The sequence below is a fragment of the Aliivibrio fischeri genome (assembly GCA_038993745.2).
Classification (GTDB): domain Bacteria; phylum Pseudomonadota; class Gammaproteobacteria; order Enterobacterales; family Vibrionaceae; genus Aliivibrio; species Aliivibrio fischeri_B.
Genome location: CP160629.1, coordinates 644,286 through 666,258, shown reverse-complemented (window position 1 = coordinate 666,258; position 21,973 = coordinate 644,286). Strand labels below are relative to the sequence as shown.

Genomic DNA, 21,973 nt, shown 5'->3' with positions numbered 1-21,973 from the left:
CCCATAAAATAAGACATATCATGGATCAGATTTATACGCTTACCCAACTGATACAGCAATCAGATTGTGAATACACGATTTATGACTTAGGTCGCCGTGTTCAACCTATCTCAAATAAACAATTTGAATCTATTGAAGCTGGACAGCAACCTTATCCTTACCCACTACAACGTCATGCTCATTTAGCTATCGCTTATTGGAATGACACAAAACAACCTTGGATTTGGTTTTTAAAACTGCCTTTAGATGAACGAAGTCTACTGCAACAAGCTGATATCGGTAATTTTATTAAGTACGTTATCGAAGCGATTGGAGTGTCATTAAGCAGCGATTTAAGCGAAGAGCAACAACAAAAGTTGTCAAATAACCCTTATACCTTTAAGCCTAAAGATGACAAGATGGCAATGTTTCATAGTCTCTTGCGTGCGGAATTAGCACAGCCGATGAGTCAATATTATGAGCATGCTAAAACTTACCTTTCAGGTACAAACGGTTGGGATAACTGGCAATTTGTGGGAATGCAAGGGTTAGCAGATGTATGTGCAAATCTAGATAAAGACAACAACAGTACAGCACTTCGCAAAGCGCTGTCTCATTTACCGACAACGGTTTTATACGCAACATTAGGTTGCTTAGAACACATCAACTTACCTGAAAAATTAGCACAAAAGCAATTAGAAACAATCCAAGCTCTATGCAACGACAAAGAATCTGATCTGTTTCTATTATCTGCACATATTCGTGCACTTTCTGGAGCAGATAAGAATACTTTAATTAAAGCACTGACTTTGATTTTAGCGAGTGAGCGCCTAAGCCACCCTGAAGTTCTTGTCGCTATTGCTGGTCGTTGTTGGAGTGGATTAGAGGATCTGTCTGCTGCTAATCTTTTCTTATTACGATTGGCTCAAACGGGTGATCAACAGCTATTTAATCAGTTGTTTGCTGATTTAGTAATGCAACCGAAACTTCGTATGTGCATGCTTCAGATCCTTCATGGAGAAGCGGATCCTAAACTGGCTAACGCTTTATTAAAATTGCAGCAAACCACCAAGAGCTAAGACATGGATAATCTACTTGCGATATTAGCGCTAACCCTATTCTGCTTTCTTTTTTGGCAACAAAGAAGACAATCGGAATATGCTCACCAAGCTATTCAACATTATTGTAAAAAAATGGAATTACAGCTACTTAGTGTCGCAAGAGGTTCTTACGGTATTCAATTACCTGACGGTAAAAAGCGCCTACACACTATTTATGAATTCGAGTTTTCTTCCGTGGGAGATGACCACTACACAGGTAAATTGATCATGATAGGCTTTAAAGCAGCAAAGTTTAATTTACCTCCGTATCGCATGGCTGAAGAATACTAATGAAAACTGGGCTAGCACATAGTATTGCTGCTAGCCCAATTCCCCCTTATTTTATATCCTTTTGGTTACCACCATGCTTCCCACATAGCACCAACAGCAAGAGTATCTTGTTTACCCGTTTCTCCACGAGTTAAATCCACTTCTGTATTTGAGTCACCAACGGTTGCGTAAAATCTCAACATTGGTCTTGCACCTGAATCCATATCAAAGCTAATATTTTGAGATAAGGTTACTTTCCAAGCATCGTTTTGTCCGCTTTGATTATCAAAATCAACCAGTGAATAACCCGCTTCTAACCATGTTGAGTGAATGTTATTCCACGCATAAGTGGGACGCACAATGGCACTGTAGTTAGCTCGGTCATCTTGACTCGCATTTTTATCTTCTAATGATTGATAACCCACTAGATATTCAATATTAGTTTGATTGCTCATCACTAACTTACCTTCTAGCTGCATCAACAACGTCGATAAATCTTCTGTCTTATTAAAAATATTGTTATCAACGTTATTGCCATAACGAGTCACAAACTTATTACTCAACATTCCAACACTATGATTTAACTCAAGCGCCAGTTGATACGAATCTATATCATCGACATAACACTGCTTATCTAGGCCAGTTCCCGTACAAGTTTGCGTGTCCTTGTCAGTTTCAGTATTTTTAGAGGAAAAACCATAGTTCGCATAGAAAGAAAGATCTAATGCGTCCGTTAAATTAATTCCATGTAATTTAGATGTAATTGCGTAATTACCACTGTCACCTGTACCACCACCATCAACAACTTGTGCAACTGCAGCCATATCGAATTTCACGTTACCAAACTCAAGGTTTTTAATACCAGCACCTTGAGAATCATTCATCATCCAGAAATAATCGTTTAATCCTGTCTGTGGTCGGTTATGGAAATCTCGACCAGCCCAAATATAAGCATTAGGTTGAGATTCAAAGACATTCGTTGCCCCCGCATAGAATTTCTTCAAGCCAACCTCATCTCCCCAATGCTCTAGCATGACAACCACATCCCAAATGGTGCCATTATCAGAAACAAATCCTTTTGCAAACTGGAATTCACCACCATTACTTTCATTACCTAAACGACCAGCAGCATTACCAATTAATTGACCATCTGCTGAGACGTATTTTTGCGTATCATCAGAAAAATGAAAGCCATAACGAGCATAACCAGAAAAAACAATCCCATCGGGAATATCCGATTGAGGAGAAATAACTAAAGGTTGTTGATCATCTAATTGAATATTATCTAATGGATCTGTTTCAGCAAAAATAGAAAATGAAGAAAGGGTCGCTGTAACAGCCAGAGCAACAGGTAATAATTTCATTATAATTCCTTAATAAATATTAAAACAGCAATTTAAAATCATCATGAACATTATCGAATTATATTTACGACTCATTCATGAACTAATTAAATTATTTACTGTTATATTATTAACATTCAACAATTATAATTTTTAAATATTAACCTGATCACGCACGTTTTATATTTATATATATTTTATTTTTAGCTTTTTAAGATGGTCTATTCAATAAAAATAAAAAAGCACCAATTAACCGATGCTTTATTAAAAATAAAATAGTTTAATTAATATTCTTTGTTGATTCACGAACAATTATATTACCTTTTAATATTTCAGTTGTTGCTTTTACTTCTTTATCAGAAATCAATCTCAATGCTTTATCCATTGCCAACTGAGTTACTTTTTGAATAGGAATATTAATCGTTGTTAATGCTGGAGATAAAAATGCAGAAATCTCATCATTATCTATCCCAACGATGGAAATATCTTCAGGAACACGAATATTCATCTCTTTTAAGGCTTTAATTGCACCGAGTGCTAAATGATCATTAAAACAAAAAATAGCAGAAATATCTTGTGAACGCTTCAGCAACTCTTTACATGCTTGATACCCATCTTCCAACTTACCATTCTTTATTATGGTTAAGTTATCATCATAAGTAATACCATGTTTTTCAAGCGTTTCTTTCGCTCCTTTCAAGCGAATTTGACCAGTACTTGATGTCATGTTGAGGGTGATAATCGCAATGTTTTTATGCCCTAATTCAACAAGATGCTCAATAGCCATTTGACTTGCATTATATTGGTCAAAAGCAACAGCGTGCCCTAAGCCATCAGGTAAGGTTCGATTAATAACAACAAGTGGGATCGGCAGTTTTTTCTGAATTTCGCAATAATCATCAGCCGTCATCGTGCGACTATAAATTAAAATAGCATCACACTTTCTTGCCACTAGTGAATTAATGGCTTCGATTTCAGTTTCAACTTGATTATGACCGTCAGTGACGATTAATTGCTTTCCTGATTCTTCTGCAATTCTTGTCGCTTCTTTGAGTAAAATACCAAAATAATAACCATCAAAGAACGACACAATAAGGCCAATACTATTAGAACTATTTGTTGCCAATGCTTGAGCCACAAGGCTCGGTTTATAGTCTAATGTTTCCATTGCATCAAAAATCAGTTTTTTTGTTTCTTCTTTTACTGGACCTTTTCCATTCATTACTCGAGAAACGGTCGCTTTAGAAACACCTGCAAGCTTACATACGTCATTGATTGTTGCCATTGAGCCCTCAAAAATATGTAGATGAAATTAGCGTAATAATAGCTAAGTTATTACGCTAAATACACTTTATTATTTATTCTGCAACGCGCGATGAATCTCAATTAGCTCTTGAATCATCTCTTTTGCAAGCATAGAGGTCATAATATGATCTTGGGCGTGCACCATAATTAAATTTACAGGCACTTTTCCTTCTCCCTCATCCATGCCAATAAGCTGTGTTTGCACATCATGTGCTCTTTTCGAAGCTTCAGCTGATTGCTTTAAAAGATCATCAACTTTATCCCATTCGCCAGATTTTGCTGCTCGTAATGCTTCCATTGCACATGATTTAGATTCACCTGCATTAATAATAAGTTCCATTACTGTAGTTTCTAACTCTTCACCGACTAGCATATTCTTTATTCCTATTTAAATTTGTTTTTCATTGTTAAAAAGTGATATACCGCTCCAATTAATCCACTGTCATTATTAAATGTACTTTTCTCAATGGAAACTAACTCTTTAACATTAAATTTATTAATTGAACTTTGGCTTTTAATAATCTGATTAAATTTCTCTTCAATATTAGAAATCAAATCTTCTCGACTACTTATCGCTCCACCAATAATTATTTTTTCTGGATTTAAAATAAACGTAAGGTTATATAAACCGATAGCAATATTATTATAAAAGTCATCAATTACTTTTATTGCTACTTCATCACCTGTTAATGCGAGTTCAAAAATATCTTTTCCTGATATATTATCAATACTATTAATATTTTTTAATTTTGAATAACGACGTCTTAGCCCTTCTCTAACTGATGCAGTAAAACTCATACTTGCTGTTGCTTTATCTTCAATATCAAATACATTTTTTGTAAACATATAACCAAACTCTCCAGCCATAAAACCATGACCTCTAACCATTTGATTATTAATATAGATAGCACCACCAATACCCGTGCCTATCGTAATACAGATAAAATTCTCAACATGTTGTGCTTTACCGAGCCATTTTTCAGCAAGCGCTACACAGTTAACATCATTCTCTAATTCAACAGGTAACGATAACTTCTTGGTTAATTCATCTTTAAATTGAAAACCGTAGAAATCATCAATTGCTCCACCCGTTTTTAAATACCCTGTGTTTACATCTACAAATCCAGGAAGAGAGAAAGCTGCACCATCGAACGTATACTTTTTTGACCACTGCTCTTTTATATCCACAAGAGTGGCAATGATTTTTTCTCCGCAAGTTTCAGTTTTCACTTTCCCTTGCTCAAGAACTTTTCCTTGTTCATTTAACACGCCAAACTTTATGTCTGTACCACCAATATCAAACGAAATGTACGTTGCCATAATGCGAACTTCTCCCTTTATTTCAGTTAAATATCTTCACCACGAGTGGCTATGACATCTTTAAACCAGTGGAATGATGCTTTTTTCTTACGAGCCAATCCATTTTGATGATCTACATAGATAAAACCATATTGCTTTTTATAACCATTTAACCAACTTAATAAGTCAATGGCAGACCAAGCGTAATACCCTTTAATATGAACACCGCGACGAACCGCTTCTTTTACCGCACCTAAGTGCTCTTTAATAAAATTAATACGTGGAATATCGCACACTTCACCGTCAATGATTGGATCTTCATCACCTAAACCATTTTCCGTGATGTAGAGTTTAATTTGACCATAGTGCTCTTTCAGCATTTCTAATCCGCCAACAAACCCTTCAGGTGAAATTTCCCAATCCCATTTCGTGTACTTTTTATCTGCCATTTTCACAGTGCGGTACACATTATCGTAACTAGGGTTACCAGGTGAGCCCGTTGAGTTTTCTCGTGTAATCGTACGAGCTTCAACATCCCCTTGAATTTTCTCTACACGCTGAGGCTGGTAATAATTCAATCCCATAAAGTCATTCAAAGGTGCGGCTTCAAAAATAGTTTGTAGCTCTTCATCCGTCCAATCAGGAAGGTTGCCTTCTTCTTGTAATTGCTTAACTACATACTCTGGGTATTTACCAAGCAAAATAGGATCATAGAACCAGTTCATACTAAATTGGTTCGCATGCATTGCAGCAAAGTGACTCTCTTCAGAATCATCAACCCCAAATGCAGGGCTAAATACATGACTCAAACCAATCTCACCAAATTGATTTAATTTTTTATATTCAATCACCGCTTTAGCATGAGCGTAAAATACGTTATGTGTTGCTTGGAAGTATTTTTTCGGGTCATTTTGAATGCCTGGTGGGTGTGCGCCTGCCATGTATCCTAGAGCACAGAACACAACCGTTTCATTAAACGTTATAAAATGCTTAACACGGTCACCGAATTCGTTGAAACATAATTTAGCGAACTCAACATATGCATCGCCCGTTGCTTTATTTAACCATGCACCTTCTTTTTCTAGTGCTAATGGCAGATCCCAGTGATATAGAGTAACAAAAGGAACAATGCCATATTTCAAACATTCATCGATCAGATTATTATAAAAATCGATGCCTTTTTGGTTAATTTCACCCGTCCCATTTGGGAAAATACGAGCCCAAGAAATTGAAAAACGGTATGACTCTAACCCCATTTCCGCCATTAAAGCGATGTCTTCTTTATAACGATTGTAATGATCAACCGCGACATCACCGTTAGTTCCTTCAAACGTTTTTCCTGGTATTTTGGTAAACTCATCCCAGTTTGTAGGACCTTTACCATCTTGATCCCATGCGCCTTCCACTTGATAAGAAGCGGTTGCTGCGCCAAATAAAAAATCATGTGCAAATTTCATTTCAAATTCCTGTCTATTACTGTAGCCAACTGAATATTGTTAGTCTAAAAGAGCCAATGCATCATTTAGAATCTTCTCGCCTTTCATCATGCCGTAATCCATCATGTCGATGACTTCGACTTTCTTATTTACTTCATCAGCCAATTTCTGAAGTTCATCTTTTTTAAAGCGAATTTGTGGCCCTAATAGGAATAAATCATATTCAGATAAATAGTCTTGAATCGTTTCAACGCCGTGGGCTTCGATATGAATATCTAGTCCTTTTTGTTCTGCTGATTCACGCATTTTTTTTACAACCATTGACGTAGACATACCTGCTGCACATAGTAATAAAATCTTTTTCATAATAACCTCGATACTCATCTAATCTGTTTTAATTAAGCTGTTGCTTGTGATGTTGGCGCTGCTGCCTTTGCTTCATCTTGAGCAGCTAACTTGTCTTGATATTTAAAGAATGGGAAATAAACGCACACTGTCATACAGAACACGGCTATTTGTAGTAATGCTGCACTCCAACCACCAACGATGAATCCGCTAAGCACCATAGGCGTTGTCCAAGGCACTTGAACTGCGGTAAATGGACCAACAAATCCCATATTAATTGACGTATAAACCATAATTGCCGATAGCACTGGTGCTGTTACAAATGGAATAAACATGATTGGGTTAAAGATAATTGGAGTTGCAAAAATCACAGGTTCATTGATATTGAAAATACCTGGGATAAAAGAAAGACGACCAAGCTGTTTGAACTGAATAGAGCGAGCAAATAACACCATACAGCACACTAAACCAAACGTTAGACCTGAACCGCCAACAGTAATGAATTGATCAACAAACTGGTTAGTTACCACTTTGCCATTTTCGCCAGCAATCAGTGCTTCGCCTGCATTAACGATAGATTGATTATGAAGTGCGTTCGCTGTCACTATTGGTCCCATGATACCCATAACAATAACTGGACCATGAACACCACACCACCAAAGTAGAGAAATAAGTAAAGCAATACCAACCGCTCCAAAGAATGAATCAGACATGCTTTGTAATGGTGTTTGAATAATATGATAAATGGTTTCAATAAAGGTTCTTTCAAATACAACTTCAAAGAAGATATACGTTAAGAAAGCAAGAGTGATAATAAGAAAACCAGGAATAAGCGATTTAAATGCATTGGATACCCCTTCAGGCACACTATCAGGTAGTTTGATAACCCAATTACGATTAAAGGCCATTGAATAAATAATACCAACAACTAAACCAATCACGATTGCTGCGATCATACCTTTACCACCAAGAAAGGCTTTCGGTATTACGCCACCAATTTGAGTTACACCATCAGGTGCGACAACAAAGGCATTCATTACAATAAGAAGAGAAACAATGGCTAATACCCCCGCATTTACACCATTATGTCCTTCATATTTAACGTAAGTATACGCAATACCAAAAGCACCAATTAGTGCCAAAATATCAAATGTTGCCCCTACAACTTGAAATAATGGTGTTGACCATTCTGCTCCAAAAATTCCAGCCATAAACTCGTTGTAACCATCAATAGGTACAAACGCCAATAACAAAAACACTGAGCCTATAATGGTCAATGGCATTGTTAACATGAAGCCTTCTTTAATCGCTACGATCGGTTTTGAATTCACAACCTTTAAAATTTTAGGTAGGAATTTATTCACCTTTTCCATGATAGTACTTTGCAAATTTACCGCTTGAGTACTCATTGTTCACCCCTAATTAGAATTATAAATTTATTAACTTTTATTCACTGAGGAGGAATGTAACCGGTTTCAGTAACCGGTTACACCGCATGATTGAGCAAATATGATTCAACTCACGAATATTGATAATTTAGCGATTAAAAATGTGATCTAGATGAATTGATGTTTTTTTAAACTAGAGAATGGGCGTGTTCGGTGGGTATACAAGTGATAATGATGGCCTAGAAAAAGAAAAACCCCACCAAGCTCTCGCTTAATGGGGTTATAACTCTACTCGCAGCAGTCCGGCTACTAAGTGGTGCTCCATGCATCAAATCCATGATAGTATGCTGATTCCTTCAGCTTATTCCGTTCGTCGCCGTCCTAGCGGTGTCCTTGATCTTATCCTGATCCGTTAACAGTCCGTCGTTAACTCTCTTCACTTGTTCCGTGAGCGGTGTCCCTTACATCATCCTGATGTTCAGTCCTTCCTCTATCCTAGAGGTATCCATTGTCTTCCTTAGTAGCAACCATCCTAGTTACTATTGCGTCCGTTCAATGTCCTTTGCTTTCCTTGCCGATTATTCATCCTAAATAACCGAATGCTTCATCCTGAAGCTTACCAAATCCTTGGTTAGTTCCTGTTCCGTGTCAGTATCCTTCCGACACCAATAAGATTACGCTTTTGACTTTTTTGAACAATAGTCTAGCAGCATATTTTTTATCTTTATTTTTATCCCAATCGATTTAAAAAAAACAAAAATACCTAATTAACAATAAGTTAAAACAAAACACATCAATATTTATGATGAAAGAAACGATATTTCTTACCTCTTTCGTGAGAGATCTCGCACAAGCCTATTCCGTTTTTTCCACTTTTATCAGCTTACAAAGGAAAACAGAAACCGATCTTGATCACACTTTTGTAGTTTTAAGAAAGAATAATACTTATTTGGATCGGTATATAGAATTCGTTATTATAAGCAAAGCTGAAATATAGGAAGTCACAATGAAAAACGTAACGGATGAACTGCAAAAAGTCCTACAAGATTTAACCAATGAAGGTAAAAAACCAACAACAGCGCTAGTGCGAGCTCGTTTAACGACCCAAATACCAATGCCCGCGATTATTGCTGCGGTAAAATCTTTTAAATCGACTTCCCATGTACCCAAAATAGAAGTTCGAGAAACCTCATTAACCGCAGACGAACGTATTGCTCAACTTGAAGAACAAGTAAAAGAGCTAACAGAACGCTTGATTGCTTTGGAGAATAAATAATGCAAATTTGGGTAGATGCTGACGCATGTCCAAAAGTGGTAAAAGAAGTGCTATTTCGTGCTGCAACTCGAACTGGAATTCAATTAACTTTAGTGGCTAACCATTATATTCCTGTACCAAGTGCAGCCAATATTCGTTCTATGCAGGTAGAGGCGGGATTTGATGTTGCTGATGATGAAATCGTAAAACGCTCTGAAGCAGGCGATTTGGTGATCAGCGCCGATATCCCATTAGCTGCAGAGCTCATTGAAAAGAAAGTACAAGTGCTCAACCCTCGTGGTGAGCTATATACAGAAGCGACGATTAAAGCTCGATTAAATATCCGTGATTTTATGGATACAATGCGTGCCAGTGGCATTCAAACTGGTGGTCCAGCCCCTCTTTCTCAGACAGAACGTAGAGAGTTTGCAAACCAGCTTGATCGTATTTTAGCCAAAGCTAAGATATAAAAAATGGGAGCATTTTTAGGCTCCCATTTTTATTCAACCGAACTTAGTCTTTAAAGTCCCAAGATAAATTACTTACAAGTAAGCACTCATCACATTTGAAATCAAATACCTCATGAAGCGGTTCTTTTAAAGCCCAATCCCCATCACACACTGGACAACGACGTGCTTGCTCTTTCTCTTTACTCTCGCCAGCCACACGATAAATGTATAGATACGTTGGAATACCACTTACCACCGCCATACGACGACACAAATCCCAACCACGCTTAAATAGATGACTTTTGCTTGAACTTATCTCATGTAATGAAGGATGTTCAACAACAGAGCCATTCATCTGTAATTGATCACATGCACTCCAATCTTCTTGCCATTTAATAAGCTGCTTTTGGTCACCATTAGCCACCGCAGGTAAACGATATAATGGAATAGGCTGGAATGTTTCGCCATGTCGAATTGGCGAGCAGGTATGTAAATGGCTAGTATAAAGTATTTGCCAACTAACGGTTTCACTCTCATCACTAGGATCTGAATTCATGTCTTGGCCAACCACTTTAACCTTAGGTTGTAATAATCCAAATTCACTCAGTTGTTTAAAAGCTAATTTCACTTGTGGACTGTGATTGTCTGGATGTAATGAATCTACTTCAGGACAAACAACACGAGCAACAAAGTTTGTTCCTTTCATCACAACTGGCAGTTCACGCCCAATAACTTGTCCATTGTAACGTAGGCAATCTAAACAATAATTTATTGCCTTTTCTACCGCTGCCATCGAAGTATCACAATACACTTCAAAATCTAACTCAGTAACAAACATTAACGCTCTTTTCCTAACCACTTTAAAAATAAAAATTCCGATGTAATTACACCGGAATTGATTTAATCATTTACCAATTAACTATGCAGCAATAACCGGCTCTAGTTTATTTAAAAACTCAGCCATATTCTCCGCTAATACTGTTCTATTTTTAGTACCAACGCGATCTAAAATCACTTCACCAGATTGATTACAAATAGAAACGACTTCCATTTCATCATCTGTAACAGCAACAAATAAAGTCGGTACTAGTTTCAGACGACGCTGCATGACTAAATGGCCTAGCATATTGCCTTGCAAACGCTCCAGATCCTCATCACTCCACACTTGAAGAAGTTCGATATTCATATCTTCAAACTTGGCTGTCATATCCGCACTATATTGAGTGCCATAAAATGCATGGAAGTCGTCATGAAGATCCAGTTCAATTCCTTGCTCAATATTATGCAAACGAATCGCTTCATCTCTAACAATAGGTTGCCAAGATATTTCTAAATCTCGCGTTTCTTCAATACAAGGAGAAGCTAATCCCACTAACTCTTCATTAATTGGCAAGCAATCATGTTGTGCTTTCCATGCTTCTACATAACGTTGGCTAAAGTTAGCAAGCGCTTGCTCTACCGAAAGTGGCATTCGATTCTCCTCATAAGATAAAATTTCAAGTAAACTATCCAATATTAAACGAAAGGCTGTCTACTTAGTACGCCTTATTCTAATCTACTTTTGGTATTTTCAATATGACTAAATACACCAATGCAGATGAGCTAAAATCACTGACCCTTGGACAAAAAACAGAATACAAACACACTTACGAACCTGAATTACTACAAGCGGTTCCTCGAAGTCTTAATCGTGATGATCTTGCACTAGGTGATGAACTTCCTTTTGTAGGTTGTGATGTGTGGACGCTATATGAACTGTCGTGGCTAAATCAAAATGGTTTACCACAAGTGGCTGTTGGTGAAGTCGCACTACCTGCAACAAGCCCAAACCTTGTTGAATCAAAATCGTTTAAGCTTTATCTAAACAGTTTTAACCAAACAAAATTCACCTCATGGGATGAAGTAAAAGAGACATTGGTAAAAGATTTAAGTGCATGTGCAGGTGAAACCGTAAAAGTAGATGTATTCCCTGTACAACGATATTCACAACAGCCAATTGTCGATATGCAAGGTGAATGCATTGATGATCAAGATATTATTATTGATGATTACGAGTTCAATGCTGCTTATTTAGAGTCAAGTACATCTGATGTCTGTATTGAAGAAACACTGCACAGTCATTTATTGAAATCTAACTGCTTAATTACAAACCAACCCGATTGGGGCAGTGTTGAAATTCAATACAAAGGCAAAAAAATTGATCGTGAGAAGCTACTACGCTATTTAATCTCTTTCCGTCAACATAATGAGTTTCATGAACAATGTGTAGAACGAATTTACACGGATATTATGAAATATTGCGCACCAGAATCATTAACTGTATTTGCTCGTTATACGCGACGCGGTGGTCTTGATATAAATCCATTCCGTAGCTCGCACCTATTGGCACCTAAAGACAATTTACGTTTAGCTCGCCAGTAAGACATTTTGATTAATTTTGTCTACAAAGAACGTTTCTTTGTAGACAAATCCCCTCACAACGATAGTATGTAATGGTTGTTTTTTTGTGGATCCTTTACATGTCTTTCCGTCAATGTCTTCTTTTTATTTTTGTGTTTTTCCCACTTTCTGCATGGGCTAAATTTTTCTCAGCCCCAATTCTGAATGATGCTTACCAACTTTTAGATACCAAACCTGCGCAATCACTTAGAATCGTTAACCAGTATCTTGAGCAAAGACAAATCTCGCCAGGTCAAAATCCCAATCAAATTCCAATTAACAATGATTCTGAACGTACCATCAGAACGCCAATAAGTACTGTTGAAGCATTTCAAATCAAAGCACTCGCTAATAAAAGATTAAATAAAAATAGAGAAGCGATTGAAGCCATCAAAGAAGCGATATCTCTAGCTAAAGACTTTCAATTAAAGTCAGGCTATTTAGAATCTAAATTAATCTATGCTTATTTATGGTGGAATTTAACCAAAGATGTAGATGAAACAAATAGTATTTTAGCCATTATTGAGCAAGAGTTACTTGAAACAGGCAATACTATTGGCATTCACGACAAACTGTATTTTGGTTTTGCGTTAATTCATGCTGAAGTTGAGTCTGAGCAAGGAAATAACAGCAAAGCACAACAATATTACAAACAAGCAATGACTCATGGGGCAAAACTAAAAGATCCAAGCAGCCTCATTTTCTATCATATTTCTTATGGTCGACACTTTTTAAAGAACAAACAATTTGATCAAGCATTAACAGAATTATTAAGTGCTTACTGGCAATCAATTGAAGCGGATCAAAGTGGTCAACTAGCTAGAGCTAACTTCTTATTAGGTGAGCTTTTTTTCCAAAGAAAAGTACTGGATAAAGCGCTTGAACACGCCTCGCAATCAGCTGAATTTTACGGCCGTTACAATAACAGCGAACAACTATCTAACGTTTTAACCTTAATCGCTCAGATACACCTTAAACAAGGTCGATTCAACTTAGCGTTAGTGCAGTACTTTAACGCTCTGGATCAAGAGAAAGAAAAAAATAACGTTAATAAATTAATCTCATTACGATTAGATATCGCAAACACTTATTTCTTACTCTACAACTACGCATTAAGTGAGCATTACTTAAAACAAGCCAACAACCTTAATGAATACGTAAAACTACCAAAGCAGAAAGCAAGAGCGGCTCTTCTACAAGCAAAACTTAACCTAATAAACAATAAACCGGATCTGGCTATTAATGATATTCAGACCGCGATTGTGTATAGCAAAAAAGACAATGATAAACCGCTCAAATTACAGTCTCAAAAATTGCTTTCTGAAACCTATGAAAAAATGGGATTATTTGAAGCGGCATTAAAAGCCCAGCGTGAATACGAAACACTGAACTCGTCTATTCAAGCGGTTCAAAACGAAATCAATGAAGAAGTATTTAGACAACAAAAAAAGCATTATTGAACAATCTCTGCATTACCAAGGATTAGAAGCTCAATTAAAAGAAAATCATTTACAAACGCTTAAAATTCAAAAGATTGCAGGATTCTTAGTTGCATTACTAACTATCATTTCAATTTATGCATTTAGAAAACAGCAAGTGAATCGTTTCTTGAAAAAACGTCTCCATCTGTTACTAAATAAATATTACACCCACCCTCGCAGTGGATTACGTAACTTACGTCTGCTAACAGAAAGATTACCATCATCACTACAACAAAGTAGCTCTAATATTGAACAATGGCATTTAGGTGAATTAATCAATGAACCACTAAGTGATAGATTGAGATTTACGCTATTCCATATTCCTATGTTACAAGAGCTATATCTAACTCATGGCTACCAAGAAGGCTTATCAATTGAAAAAGCCTTTGGGGATTACTTATCTTCTGTAGTGACTTCTCCGAGCCGTATTTATCATTTTTCAGATGCCAGTTTTCTCTATATCGAGCATAAATCGGACTCAACCTGTAGTGTTCAAGAAATGGCTGAAACCGTTCAAAGTTGGATAAATAATTTCGATTCGAATATTTTAACTGATAAAACTGTTAATATAGGGATGGTTGAATACCCATTTTTACCACGGGCCTACACTGCAATTAATGATAGAGAATTAATTGATATTCTATTAATGGCAACTAATGCAGCTCAACATTTGAGTGAAGAACTATCAAGCAGCCAATGGGTAAACTATCGAGCGATAGATAATGCACCAGCCGCAAGTTTTGCAAGTAATAATATACGCTTAGCTTGTGAACAAGCGATTAACCAAGGCTTAATAAAGGTAATAACATCAAGAAATTAGCAACAAAAATGAATAATGCATCACAAAATTAACATTAACGGTATAGTAATGATTATCAATTAAACAAATTTGATACTTTATTTTAGTCAGTTACTAATATCTTTGTTACTATGAAAATATTGACCTATTTATAGGTTACCGCTATCTATCAATGTGAGTTTTTACCTAAGTTATTATGATTGAAGTATCCATTGTTGCCTCTGAATTAAACCAGCTTAAGCAACAGCTAGATCAAACGCGCCTATCACACCGAGACACTACGTTAAAATCACGTCGTGAAATAATGCTATTAAAGCGTATTATTTTGCGTTTTTGTGCTGCGTGTAAACATCATGATAGTGAACTAGATAAAGAGATTGTTGAACTTGCTACCAGCATTGAACAAGTTGAGAATACATCAGACCTTACGGTTCGTATTGCTACTTTTGAACGCTTAATTAATAGATATAAGCAGAATGTTCAAAAAGAGCATTCAATGATGGAAGATCATATTTCTTATTGTGGTGAAACGTTACAACGAGTCATTGGCTTACCTGCCGGACTTAAAAGAGATCTTCGTAACTTATTACAACACCCTTCTCACGATGGCAGTAAACACATTCATCGTATTGTTCGACTTATTGAACTCTATGAGCGAGCGATCAAATTCATTTCAGTAGGTCAGTTATCATCTGAAATCAATTCCAATGAAATTATTGATGTCGATACCCAAGAACAATTAAGTAATGAACTACAACATTTAATCTCTGAATTAGATTTTGACAGTACTTCAGGAAAAGACTTACTTGAAATCCGTAATAAACTACTGACAGGTGTCGATGCTGTATCTTTAATTGATCTTGCACTTCAGACCTTAAAGTTAGTATTGGAAGGCACAAACAATGAACGTAAAGCATCACAAGCGTTTGTTGGTGAAATGAATACACAAGTTGCTCAAATCATAAAAACAAGTGAACAAAATCAAGAGAAAAGTCAGGCTTATTTAGAACAAAGATCCCTATTAAATGAAGAATACTCCCTACTAGTAAAGCAAGCTGAGAACTTATTAAATAGTAAAGTAAGCATGCAAGAGCATAAAGCTCAAATGGCTCTACTACTCAGTGAAATGAGTGATTTATCTGAACGTAATAAAGCAATGCAAGAGCGTGAAGCAGCATTAATTGAGCGACACGAATATGCAACCAAGAAGCTCAATACGCTTTATGAAGAAACTCTAGAGTATCGCCGTCAGCTTAATAACCAGCAACAACGAATTTTCAAAGATCCACTAACCAAAGTTTATAATCGAGCAGCAATGCACGAACGTCTCGATTTAGAATATAAACGCTGGGTACGCCATCAACACTCTTTAGTGCTTAGTATCATCGACATCGATCAGTTCAAACGCATTAATAAAAATTACGGTCATTTGGCTGGAGATAAAGCGCTTAGCATTATCGCAAAAACCATTGAAAACCAAGTATCAGATACTGATTTTGTTGCTCGCTTTAGTGGTGAAGAATTTTTAATTTTATTTACTGAAACCACTGAAGATGAAAGAAAGAAGGTATTAACCAATATCCAATCGGCGATTGCGAAACTGCCATTCAAATTCAAAGATAACCATGTAAAAATCACGGTTTCAATTTGCAGCTCAGAGTTCACAAACAGTGATATACCTGAGAAAGTTATTGAACGTTCAATACAAGCGTTATACAAGCAAAAAACAAAAGGCATTGAGCAACTCATTAGTGCGTAGTTATCATTAGAATTTCGTTTTTTTACTGATAACTAAATACCAAATAGCATTATAACCCTCTCAGTTTTTTACAATTTTCCTAGCAAAAGTCTCTTTTGCTGTGTAAGTTTATTATTCGAACAATAATAAAAATACGCAAGGGAGGCACAATATGATTACTCATATAAGCCCTGCAGGTAGCATGGATTTGCTATCACAATTAGAAGTTGATCAGTTAAAGAAAACCGCTTCAAGTGAACTTTACCGTATGTATCGAAACTGTACATTAGCGGTATTAAATTCAGGAAGTCATACTGATAGCTCGAAAGAATTATTAGATAAATATCAGTCATTTGATGTTGCTGTTACGCGCCGAGATCGCGGAATTAAACTTGAATTAAATAACCCACCTGAGCACGCATTCGTTGATGGGACTATCATTAAAGGTATTCAAGAACATCTGTTTTCTGTTTTACGTGACATGGTTTACGTAAACATGCAAATCGCTGATCACAATCGACTAAATCTCACCAAAGCTACTCACCTAACTAACTTAGTATTTAGTATCTTGCGTAATGCAAAAGCCTTGCATACCGGTATTGAGCCTAACTTAGTGGTATGTTGGGGCGGACATTCAATTAATCCTGTCGAATATCAATACACTCGTGAAGTCGGCCATGAACTTGGTTTACGTGAATTAAATATTTGTACTGGTTGTGGTCCCGGAGCAATGGAAGGCCCAATGAAAGGAGCTGCTATTGGTCATGCGAAACAACGTTATAACGGTAGTCGATTTGTTGGTCTAACCGAGCCATCAATCATTGCGGCAGAGCCACCAAACCCTATCGTAAATGAACTTATCATTATGCCTGATATTGAAAAACGTTTAGAAGCGTTTGTACGTATGGCTCATGGTATTGTTATTTTCCCTGGAGGCCCAGGAACGGCAGAAGAGTTGCTTTATATCTTAGGGATCATGATGAACCCTGCGAATAGACAGCAGCCTATGCCTATCGTTCTTACTGGTCCAAAAGAGAGTGAGGCTTATTTCCGTTCTATTGATACCTTTATTCGCGATACCTTAGGCGAGGAAGCCACTCATTATTATGACATTGTTATTGGCGACCCAGCTAAAGCGGCGGTTTTCATTAATCATGGTATTAAGAAGGTAAAAGAATATCGTAAAGCAACGGATGACTCTTATAGCTTTAACTGGGCATTAAAAATTGAGCCTGAATTCCAATTACCATTTGAACCAACCCATGAAGCGATGTCAGCTCTAGATTTACATTTAAATCAGCCTAAAGAAACATTAGCTGCCAACTTACGTCAAGCATTCTCAGGAATTGTATCTGGTAATGTGAAAGCCGAAGGTATTGCAGAGATCGAAAAGCACGGTGTATTTAAACTGCATGGTGATCCTGCCTTAATGAAAAAGATGGATCGTTTACTTCAAGACTTTGTAAAACAAGGCCGAATGAAGTTACCTGGTTCTAAGTACGAGCCTTGCTATAAAATCGTTATGGATTAAGGCTGGAATTTTTCACCTTCACTAACGTACAATAATAAGCCTATGCAGAATGCGTAGGCTTTTTCTTTTTTTATAGATAGGAATGAATACGTTATGGCAATTCATCTGGTTATTATTGACGCTCTTAATCTTATTCGTCGCGTTCACTCAGCTCAACCTAACCAAGATGATATCCAAGCGGTTATCACCACCACCACTCGTACTATTAATAAAATATTAAAAGAAACAGAGCCAACTCATATCATTGCGGTATTTGATCATCATCTTCAAGATCGAGGATGGCGTGCAGAAATTCTTCCTCAGTATAAAGAGGACAGAAAACCCATGCCTGAAGCATTACAGAAAGGCATGGATGATATCCAAGAAGCATGGTGGAAGTTAGGTATTGATTCGTTACTTTCTGATGGCGATGAAGCGGATGACTTAGTTGCCACCCTAGCCAATAAAGTAGCGATGCATAATGAGCAAGTTACGATCATTTCTACCGATAAAGGCTACTGTCAGTTACTCTCTCCTACTTTACGTATTCGAGATTATTTTCAACATCGCTGGTTAGATGCTCCTTTTGTAGAAAAAGAGTTTGGTTTAAAGCCTGAACAATTGGCTGATTACTGGGGATTAGCAGGGATCAGTTCAAGTAAAATCACAGGTATTCCGGGAGTCGGCCCAAAAGCAGCGTTAGAAATTCTCACTCAATTCCCAACGATTGAGGCCGCAAATGAGTCTGAAGATCTACCTAAAAAATACCGTAAGAAATTTGATGAGCATTATGAAACCGCTATTTTATGTCGTCAGGTTGCGGGGTTAAGAACGGATATTGAGCTTGGGTTTAATTTGCAGGATATACGATATGAGAAAGGGACTAGGGACTAGGGACTAGGGACTAGGGACTACCAAGTATCATGAATATAGTGTGCTTTTCTGCAAAAGAAAGATGGCTATATTTGCTGTGGTTACCAAAACGATGACAAACAGTTTTTTTTGCGCCAAAGCACACCATATTCAACACCGAATAACCATTGTTGAAGTTCAATAAAAACGCCCGCTGATTATCAACATCAGCGGGCGTTTTTTATTTCTCAATAATTTGGATTACATCAATATTTGTATAACGAAATATTAATGTGGAGAAATGTTTGAGATCGCTTGGATATGAACAGTGATTTCTTCACGGTCATGATACAAATGCTTAGCTTGAAGCTTGTATTGGAAACCATTTTTCTTTAAGAAATCTTTTAGGTTTTCAATATCTTGAAGAACCTCATCGTAACGACCTTTCATTGGTAATTTAAGGTTAAATAACGCTTCTTTTGCCCAACCTTTAATTAGCCATTCACCCATAAGGTGTGCAACACGAGCTGGTTTCTCAACCATGTCACAAATTAACCATGTTACGTTCTTTCTTGGTGGCTCAAATTTAAAACCATCAACCATGTGGTGTTTCACTTGGCCTGTATCCATTAAGCTTTGAGCCATCATGCCATTATCAATCGCATGAACAAACATAGAACGCTTAACCAATTGGTAAGTCCAGCCACCAGGACATGCACCTAAATCAACCCCCCACATGCCTGATGCTAAACGATCATCCCACTCTTCTTTTGGAATAAATACGTGAAACGCTTCTTCCAATTTCAATGTAGAACGACTTGGTGCATCTGCTGGGAATTTCAAACGAGGAATACCCATGAAGAATTGAGAGTTATTGTTTGTGTAAGAGTACCCAACATAACAATGACCCGGAGCAATGAAACAAATATGCAAAACAGGGATTCGGTTTGAATCTCTTTCTGTCAGCATTTTCTTACCACGTAAAGCCTGACGCATTGGAACCGTAAACTTACGGCAGAATTTTAATAGTTCTTTTGCTTCATTCGTATCTGGCGTTTCAATACGAATATCACCACAGCAAGGCACACCATCAACATCAGATAATGCATCTAGAATCGGCGAAATACGGTCATCTTTAGGTAGATCACTAACTTCAGCTGCAACCGCAAACATTTGACGAGCAAAAATTAGCTCATTAAATTTAATCTCACGGATTAAACGGTCTGCATCGCCTTCCTGATAGCATTCAAATAGCACATAGCCTGTATTATTTTTTAGGCGAGGAAAACCAAACACTTCTAGTTGAGTGGCTTTATCTTGGATCTCACCTGCACACTCTTTTTCAAAACCAGAGCGACAATAGAACATTACTTGTTTCACTTTGAAACCTCAGTCAAACGATAAGTTGAAACAGCCAGCGTTAACCAACCGATAATAAAACAGAATCCACCTAATGGAGTAATTGGACCAAACCATTTTATTCCGGTGAACACTAACGCATATAAACTTCCACTGAAAAATAACATTCCAATGGTAAATAACAAGGCGGCGTATGATACCCCTTTTGAAAATGAATTTCTCAACAAAATTCCACATCCAAACAACGCAAGGGTATGCCACATTTGATATTGCACTGCAGTTTCATATACATCAAGTAGATAGGGAGATAAAACCGCTTTTAAACCATGAGCACCAAATGCCCCTAGCCCAACAGTTAGTGCTCCACTAATACTCGCAATCAATAAACATAAACGACTATTCATCATCCACAATCTCTTGTTCGCTACGAGCTTTACTTAAAATCCACTCTCTAAACGTAGCAATACGACCGGTATCAGCTTGCTTTTCATTACATACAAGGTAGAAAGCATTCTTACTCACTAATACTTCTTCAAATGGGGCAACCAAACGACCCGCATCTAATTCAGGTTGAGCTAATACGTTATTACCTAACGCAATACCTTGCCCGTGAGCAGCAGCTTGTAGCACCATAGTCGAGTGACTAAAAATAGGTCCTTGGTTTACATTCATACCTGCTAATTCGTAATGCTTAACAAACTGCTTCCAGTCTTTACGAGAAGTATCATGCAATAACGTATGGAAACGTAAATCATCAATGGTCGCTAATGGTTTTTCATTCAGTAGCACTTGAGGTGAGCATAATGGCAATAACTGCTCTTGATATAACAGTTCAACTCGAAGACCCGGCCAATTACCTCGACCATAATAGATAGCAACATCCACATCTTCGGTTAATGAACCTTCATCCATATCAACGGCTTTAATACGAACATCAATATCTGGTTCTTGGTTATTAAAATCCGACAATCTTGGTACCAACCATTGAATAGCAAAACTTGGCGGTAAACTAATAGTTAGTGCCCCTTTGGCACTTCTTTCCAATACTTTATCTGTTGCTTCAGATAAAGAAGAGAAGATTTCTTTAATGTCTAAAAAGTAGCTCTGTCCCTCTTCTGTTAATAACAAAGAGCGATTTCGGCGTCGAAAAAGTTTAAGACCAAGAAACTCTTCTAATGCTTTGATTTGGTGGCTAACTGCCGCTTGTGTAACAAATAATTCTTCTGCTGCACGCGTGAAGCTTAAGTGCCTGGCTGCCGCTTCAAACACACGTAAAGAATTTAAAGGTGGTAATCTTCGAGACATAAGAACTCACATTTTGAACCATTAGTTTTTTTAATGCCAAGTATTATAATTTGTCCATTGTCGAACTACCAGATAAAACCTAATATTAGCCCCGTAGTTTAGAGGTAAGACATATATTCCTCCCTGAATATTTTTCCCCTCTCTCTAAACTGCAATGTTGTGTTTGCATATTGGCTCGACTGTTAGAGCCCGATCATTGATATCAACTTATTGATACCAATGCTCAATATTTCCTGTGTTTTTGACCTATGGTTAAAAAAGATTAGTTAGCACCGTTTAATACGGTGCTTTTTTTTGCCTGTAATTTTGACTTACGCACCA

22 protein-coding genes are annotated in these 21,973 nt (G+C 37.1%); 10 read left to right on the top strand and 12 right to left on the bottom strand.

Annotated elements, in window-relative coordinates; all coding sequences use genetic code 11:
* The first annotated feature begins 20 nt into the window (after window positions 1-20).
* Window positions 21-1,058 (top strand): DUF3549 family protein, encoded by a 1,038-nt coding sequence (locus AAFX60_003275; GenBank protein ID XDF78219.1) that lies wholly within the window; start codon window positions 21-23, stop codon window positions 1,056-1,058.
* Window positions 1,059-1,061: 3 nt separating this feature from the next.
* On the top strand, window positions 1,062-1,370 hold the full coding sequence (locus AAFX60_003270; protein XDF78218.1) for a DUF3301 domain-containing protein: 309 nt from the start codon (window positions 1,062-1,064) through the stop codon (window positions 1,368-1,370).
* 65 nt (window positions 1,371-1,435) lie between these two features.
* Here the strand turns inward: AAFX60_003270 and AAFX60_003265 are convergent, their stop codons facing one another.
* From AAFX60_003265 to AAFX60_003235, 7 genes are all read right to left on the bottom strand, one after another.
* Window positions 1,436-2,713: a carbohydrate porin gene (locus AAFX60_003265; protein XDF78217.1), complete on the bottom strand. Its 1,278-nt coding sequence runs from the start codon at window positions 2,711-2,713 to the stop codon at window positions 1,436-1,438.
* Window positions 2,714-2,972: 259 nt separating this feature from the next.
* Complete coding sequence (locus AAFX60_003260; protein ID XDF78216.1) at window positions 2,973-3,977, bottom strand: LacI family DNA-binding transcriptional regulator; 1,005 nt, start codon at window positions 3,975-3,977, stop codon at window positions 2,973-2,975.
* A 69-nt stretch (window positions 3,978-4,046) separates the two neighbouring features.
* Window positions 4,047-4,370 (bottom strand): PTS lactose/cellobiose transporter subunit IIA, encoded by a 324-nt coding sequence (locus AAFX60_003255; GenBank protein ID XDF78215.1) that lies wholly within the window; start codon window positions 4,368-4,370, stop codon window positions 4,047-4,049.
* An 11-nt stretch (window positions 4,371-4,381) separates the two neighbouring features.
* Complete coding sequence (locus tag AAFX60_003250) at window positions 4,382-5,317, bottom strand: ROK family protein (protein ID XDF78214.1); 936 nt, start codon at window positions 5,315-5,317, stop codon at window positions 4,382-4,384.
* Between the two features lie 26 nt (window positions 5,318-5,343).
* Window positions 5,344-6,753 (bottom strand): glycoside hydrolase family 1 protein, encoded by a 1,410-nt coding sequence (locus tag AAFX60_003245; GenBank protein ID XDF78213.1) that lies wholly within the window; start codon window positions 6,751-6,753, stop codon window positions 5,344-5,346.
* A 39-nt stretch (window positions 6,754-6,792) separates the two neighbouring features.
* Entirely contained in the window at window positions 6,793-7,098 is a 306-nt protein-coding gene (locus AAFX60_003240; protein XDF78212.1) for a PTS sugar transporter subunit IIB, read from the bottom strand.
* Window positions 7,099-7,130: 32 nt separating this feature from the next.
* On the bottom strand, window positions 7,131-8,486 hold the full coding sequence (locus AAFX60_003235) for a PTS sugar transporter subunit IIC (protein XDF78211.1): 1,356 nt from the start codon (window positions 8,484-8,486) through the stop codon (window positions 7,131-7,133).
* 985 nt (window positions 8,487-9,471) lie between these two features.
* On the opposite strand from AAFX60_003235, the gene AAFX60_003230 reads away from it, so the two are divergent.
* Window positions 9,472-9,741 carry a hypothetical protein gene (locus tag AAFX60_003230; GenBank protein XDF78210.1) on the top strand — a complete coding sequence of 90 codons (270 nt, stop codon included), beginning with the start codon at window positions 9,472-9,474 and terminating at the stop codon, window positions 9,739-9,741.
* On the top strand, window positions 9,741-10,190 hold the full coding sequence (locus AAFX60_003225; protein XDF78209.1) for a YaiI/YqxD family protein: 450 nt from the start codon (window positions 9,741-9,743) through the stop codon (window positions 10,188-10,190). Before AAFX60_003230 ends, AAFX60_003225 begins: the two co-directional genes overlap by 1 nt.
* 43 nt (window positions 10,191-10,233) lie before the next feature.
* Here the strand turns inward: AAFX60_003225 and AAFX60_003220 are convergent, their stop codons facing one another.
* Both AAFX60_003220 and syd read right to left on the bottom strand, forming a co-directional pair.
* Window positions 10,234-11,007: a Zn-ribbon-containing protein gene (locus tag AAFX60_003220; protein XDF78208.1), complete on the bottom strand. Its 774-nt coding sequence runs from the start codon at window positions 11,005-11,007 to the stop codon at window positions 10,234-10,236.
* Between the two features lie 81 nt (window positions 11,008-11,088).
* The gene (gene syd / locus AAFX60_003215; protein ID XDF78207.1) at window positions 11,089-11,640 is read right to left on the bottom strand and encodes a SecY-interacting protein; all 552 of its coding nucleotides are present in this window, start codon (window positions 11,638-11,640) and stop codon (window positions 11,089-11,091) included.
* 104 nt (window positions 11,641-11,744) lie between these two features.
* Here syd and queF point away from each other — a divergent pair, with 104 nt between their 5' ends.
* The 6 genes from queF (at window position 11,745) to xni (ending at window position 19,030) form a co-directional block, all read left to right on the top strand.
* Window positions 11,745-12,590 carry an NADPH-dependent 7-cyano-7-deazaguanine reductase QueF gene (queF, locus tag AAFX60_003210; protein XDF78206.1) on the top strand — a complete coding sequence of 282 codons (846 nt, stop codon included), beginning with the start codon at window positions 11,745-11,747 and terminating at the stop codon, window positions 12,588-12,590.
* Between the two features lie 98 nt (window positions 12,591-12,688).
* The gene (locus AAFX60_003205) at window positions 12,689-14,068 is read left to right on the top strand and encodes a hypothetical protein (protein ID XDF78205.1); all 1,380 of its coding nucleotides are present in this window, start codon (window positions 12,689-12,691) and stop codon (window positions 14,066-14,068) included.
* Window positions 14,031-14,909: a hypothetical protein gene (locus tag AAFX60_003200; protein ID XDF78204.1), complete on the top strand. Its 879-nt coding sequence runs from the start codon at window positions 14,031-14,033 to the stop codon at window positions 14,907-14,909. The genes AAFX60_003205 and AAFX60_003200 overlap by 38 nt, the downstream gene beginning before the upstream one ends.
* A gap of 175 nt (window positions 14,910-15,084) precedes the next feature.
* Window positions 15,085-16,647, top strand: coding sequence for a diguanylate cyclase (locus tag AAFX60_003195; protein ID XDF78203.1), 1,563 nt, complete (start codon window positions 15,085-15,087; stop codon window positions 16,645-16,647).
* Window positions 16,648-16,798: 151 nt separating this feature from the next.
* On the top strand, window positions 16,799-18,157 hold the full coding sequence (ppnN, locus tag AAFX60_003190; protein ID XDF78202.1) for a nucleotide 5'-monophosphate nucleosidase PpnN: 1,359 nt from the start codon (window positions 16,799-16,801) through the stop codon (window positions 18,155-18,157).
* Window positions 18,158-18,250: 93 nt separating this feature from the next.
* Entirely contained in the window at window positions 18,251-19,030 is a 780-nt protein-coding gene (gene xni / locus AAFX60_003185) for a flap endonuclease Xni (GenBank protein XDF78201.1), read from the top strand.
* A gap of 246 nt (window positions 19,031-19,276) precedes the next feature.
* Here the strand turns inward: xni and rlmM are convergent, their stop codons facing one another.
* Genes rlmM through AAFX60_003170 form a run of 3 tightly spaced genes read right to left on the bottom strand, consistent with a single transcriptional unit; the run spans window position 19,277 to window position 21,652 of the window.
* Complete coding sequence (gene rlmM, locus AAFX60_003180; protein XDF78200.1) at window positions 19,277-20,368, bottom strand: 23S rRNA (cytidine(2498)-2'-O)-methyltransferase RlmM; 1,092 nt, start codon at window positions 20,366-20,368, stop codon at window positions 19,277-19,279.
* Window positions 20,365-20,751 carry a DUF423 domain-containing protein gene (locus tag AAFX60_003175; protein ID XDF78877.1) on the bottom strand — a complete coding sequence of 129 codons (387 nt, stop codon included), beginning with the start codon at window positions 20,749-20,751 and terminating at the stop codon, window positions 20,365-20,367. The genes rlmM and AAFX60_003175 overlap by 4 nt, the downstream gene beginning before the upstream one ends.
* On the bottom strand, window positions 20,744-21,652 hold the full coding sequence (locus AAFX60_003170) for a transcriptional regulator GcvA (GenBank protein XDF78199.1): 909 nt from the start codon (window positions 21,650-21,652) through the stop codon (window positions 20,744-20,746). The genes AAFX60_003175 and AAFX60_003170 overlap by 8 nt, the downstream gene beginning before the upstream one ends.
* Window positions 21,653-21,973 lie beyond the last annotated feature (321 nt).

Excerpts from the sequence above, each read along its gene's own strand:
- AAFX60_003220 (XDF78208.1), bottom strand. The coding sequence starts at position 11,007 with ATGTTTGTTACTGAGTTAGATTTTGAAGTGTATTGTGATACTTCGATG.
- AAFX60_003275 (XDF78219.1), top strand. The coding sequence starts at position 21 with ATGGATCAGATTTATACGCTTACCCAACTGATACAGCAATCAGATTGT.
- AAFX60_003170 (XDF78199.1), bottom strand. The coding sequence starts at position 21,652 with ATGTCTCGAAGATTACCACCTTTAAATTCTTTACGTGTGTTTGAAGCG.
- AAFX60_003260 (XDF78216.1), bottom strand. The coding sequence starts at position 3,977 with ATGGCAACAATCAATGACGTATGTAAGCTTGCAGGTGTTTCTAAAGCG.
- AAFX60_003265 (XDF78217.1), bottom strand. The coding sequence starts at position 2,713 with ATGAAATTATTACCTGTTGCTCTGGCTGTTACAGCGACCCTTTCTTCA.
- xni (XDF78201.1), top strand. The coding sequence starts at position 18,251 with ATGGCAATTCATCTGGTTATTATTGACGCTCTTAATCTTATTCGTCGC.
- AAFX60_003200 (XDF78204.1), top strand. The coding sequence starts at position 14,031 with ATGAAGAAGTATTTAGACAACAAAAAAAGCATTATTGAACAATCTCTG.
- AAFX60_003175 (XDF78877.1), bottom strand. The coding sequence starts at position 20,751 with ATGAATAGTCGTTTATGTTTATTGATTGCGAGTATTAGTGGAGCACTA.
- AAFX60_003205 (XDF78205.1), top strand. The coding sequence starts at position 12,689 with ATGTCTTTCCGTCAATGTCTTCTTTTTATTTTTGTGTTTTTCCCACTT.
- queF (XDF78206.1), top strand. The coding sequence starts at position 11,745 with ATGACTAAATACACCAATGCAGATGAGCTAAAATCACTGACCCTTGGA.
- AAFX60_003240 (XDF78212.1), bottom strand. The coding sequence starts at position 7,098 with ATGAAAAAGATTTTATTACTATGTGCAGCAGGTATGTCTACGTCAATG.
- AAFX60_003235 (XDF78211.1), bottom strand. The coding sequence starts at position 8,486 with ATGAGTACTCAAGCGGTAAATTTGCAAAGTACTATCATGGAAAAGGTG.
- syd (XDF78207.1), bottom strand. The coding sequence starts at position 11,640 with ATGCCACTTTCGGTAGAGCAAGCGCTTGCTAACTTTAGCCAACGTTAT.
- AAFX60_003245 (XDF78213.1), bottom strand. The coding sequence starts at position 6,753 with ATGAAATTTGCACATGATTTTTTATTTGGCGCAGCAACCGCTTCTTAT.
- AAFX60_003250 (XDF78214.1), bottom strand. The coding sequence starts at position 5,317 with ATGGCAACGTACATTTCGTTTGATATTGGTGGTACAGACATAAAGTTT.
- AAFX60_003230 (XDF78210.1), top strand. The coding sequence starts at position 9,472 with ATGAAAAACGTAACGGATGAACTGCAAAAAGTCCTACAAGATTTAACC.
- AAFX60_003225 (XDF78209.1), top strand. The coding sequence starts at position 9,741 with ATGCAAATTTGGGTAGATGCTGACGCATGTCCAAAAGTGGTAAAAGAA.
- ppnN (XDF78202.1), top strand. The coding sequence starts at position 16,799 with ATGATTACTCATATAAGCCCTGCAGGTAGCATGGATTTGCTATCACAA.
- AAFX60_003270 (XDF78218.1), top strand. The coding sequence starts at position 1,062 with ATGGATAATCTACTTGCGATATTAGCGCTAACCCTATTCTGCTTTCTT.
- AAFX60_003255 (XDF78215.1), bottom strand. The coding sequence starts at position 4,370 with ATGCTAGTCGGTGAAGAGTTAGAAACTACAGTAATGGAACTTATTATT.
- AAFX60_003195 (XDF78203.1), top strand. The coding sequence starts at position 15,085 with ATGATTGAAGTATCCATTGTTGCCTCTGAATTAAACCAGCTTAAGCAA.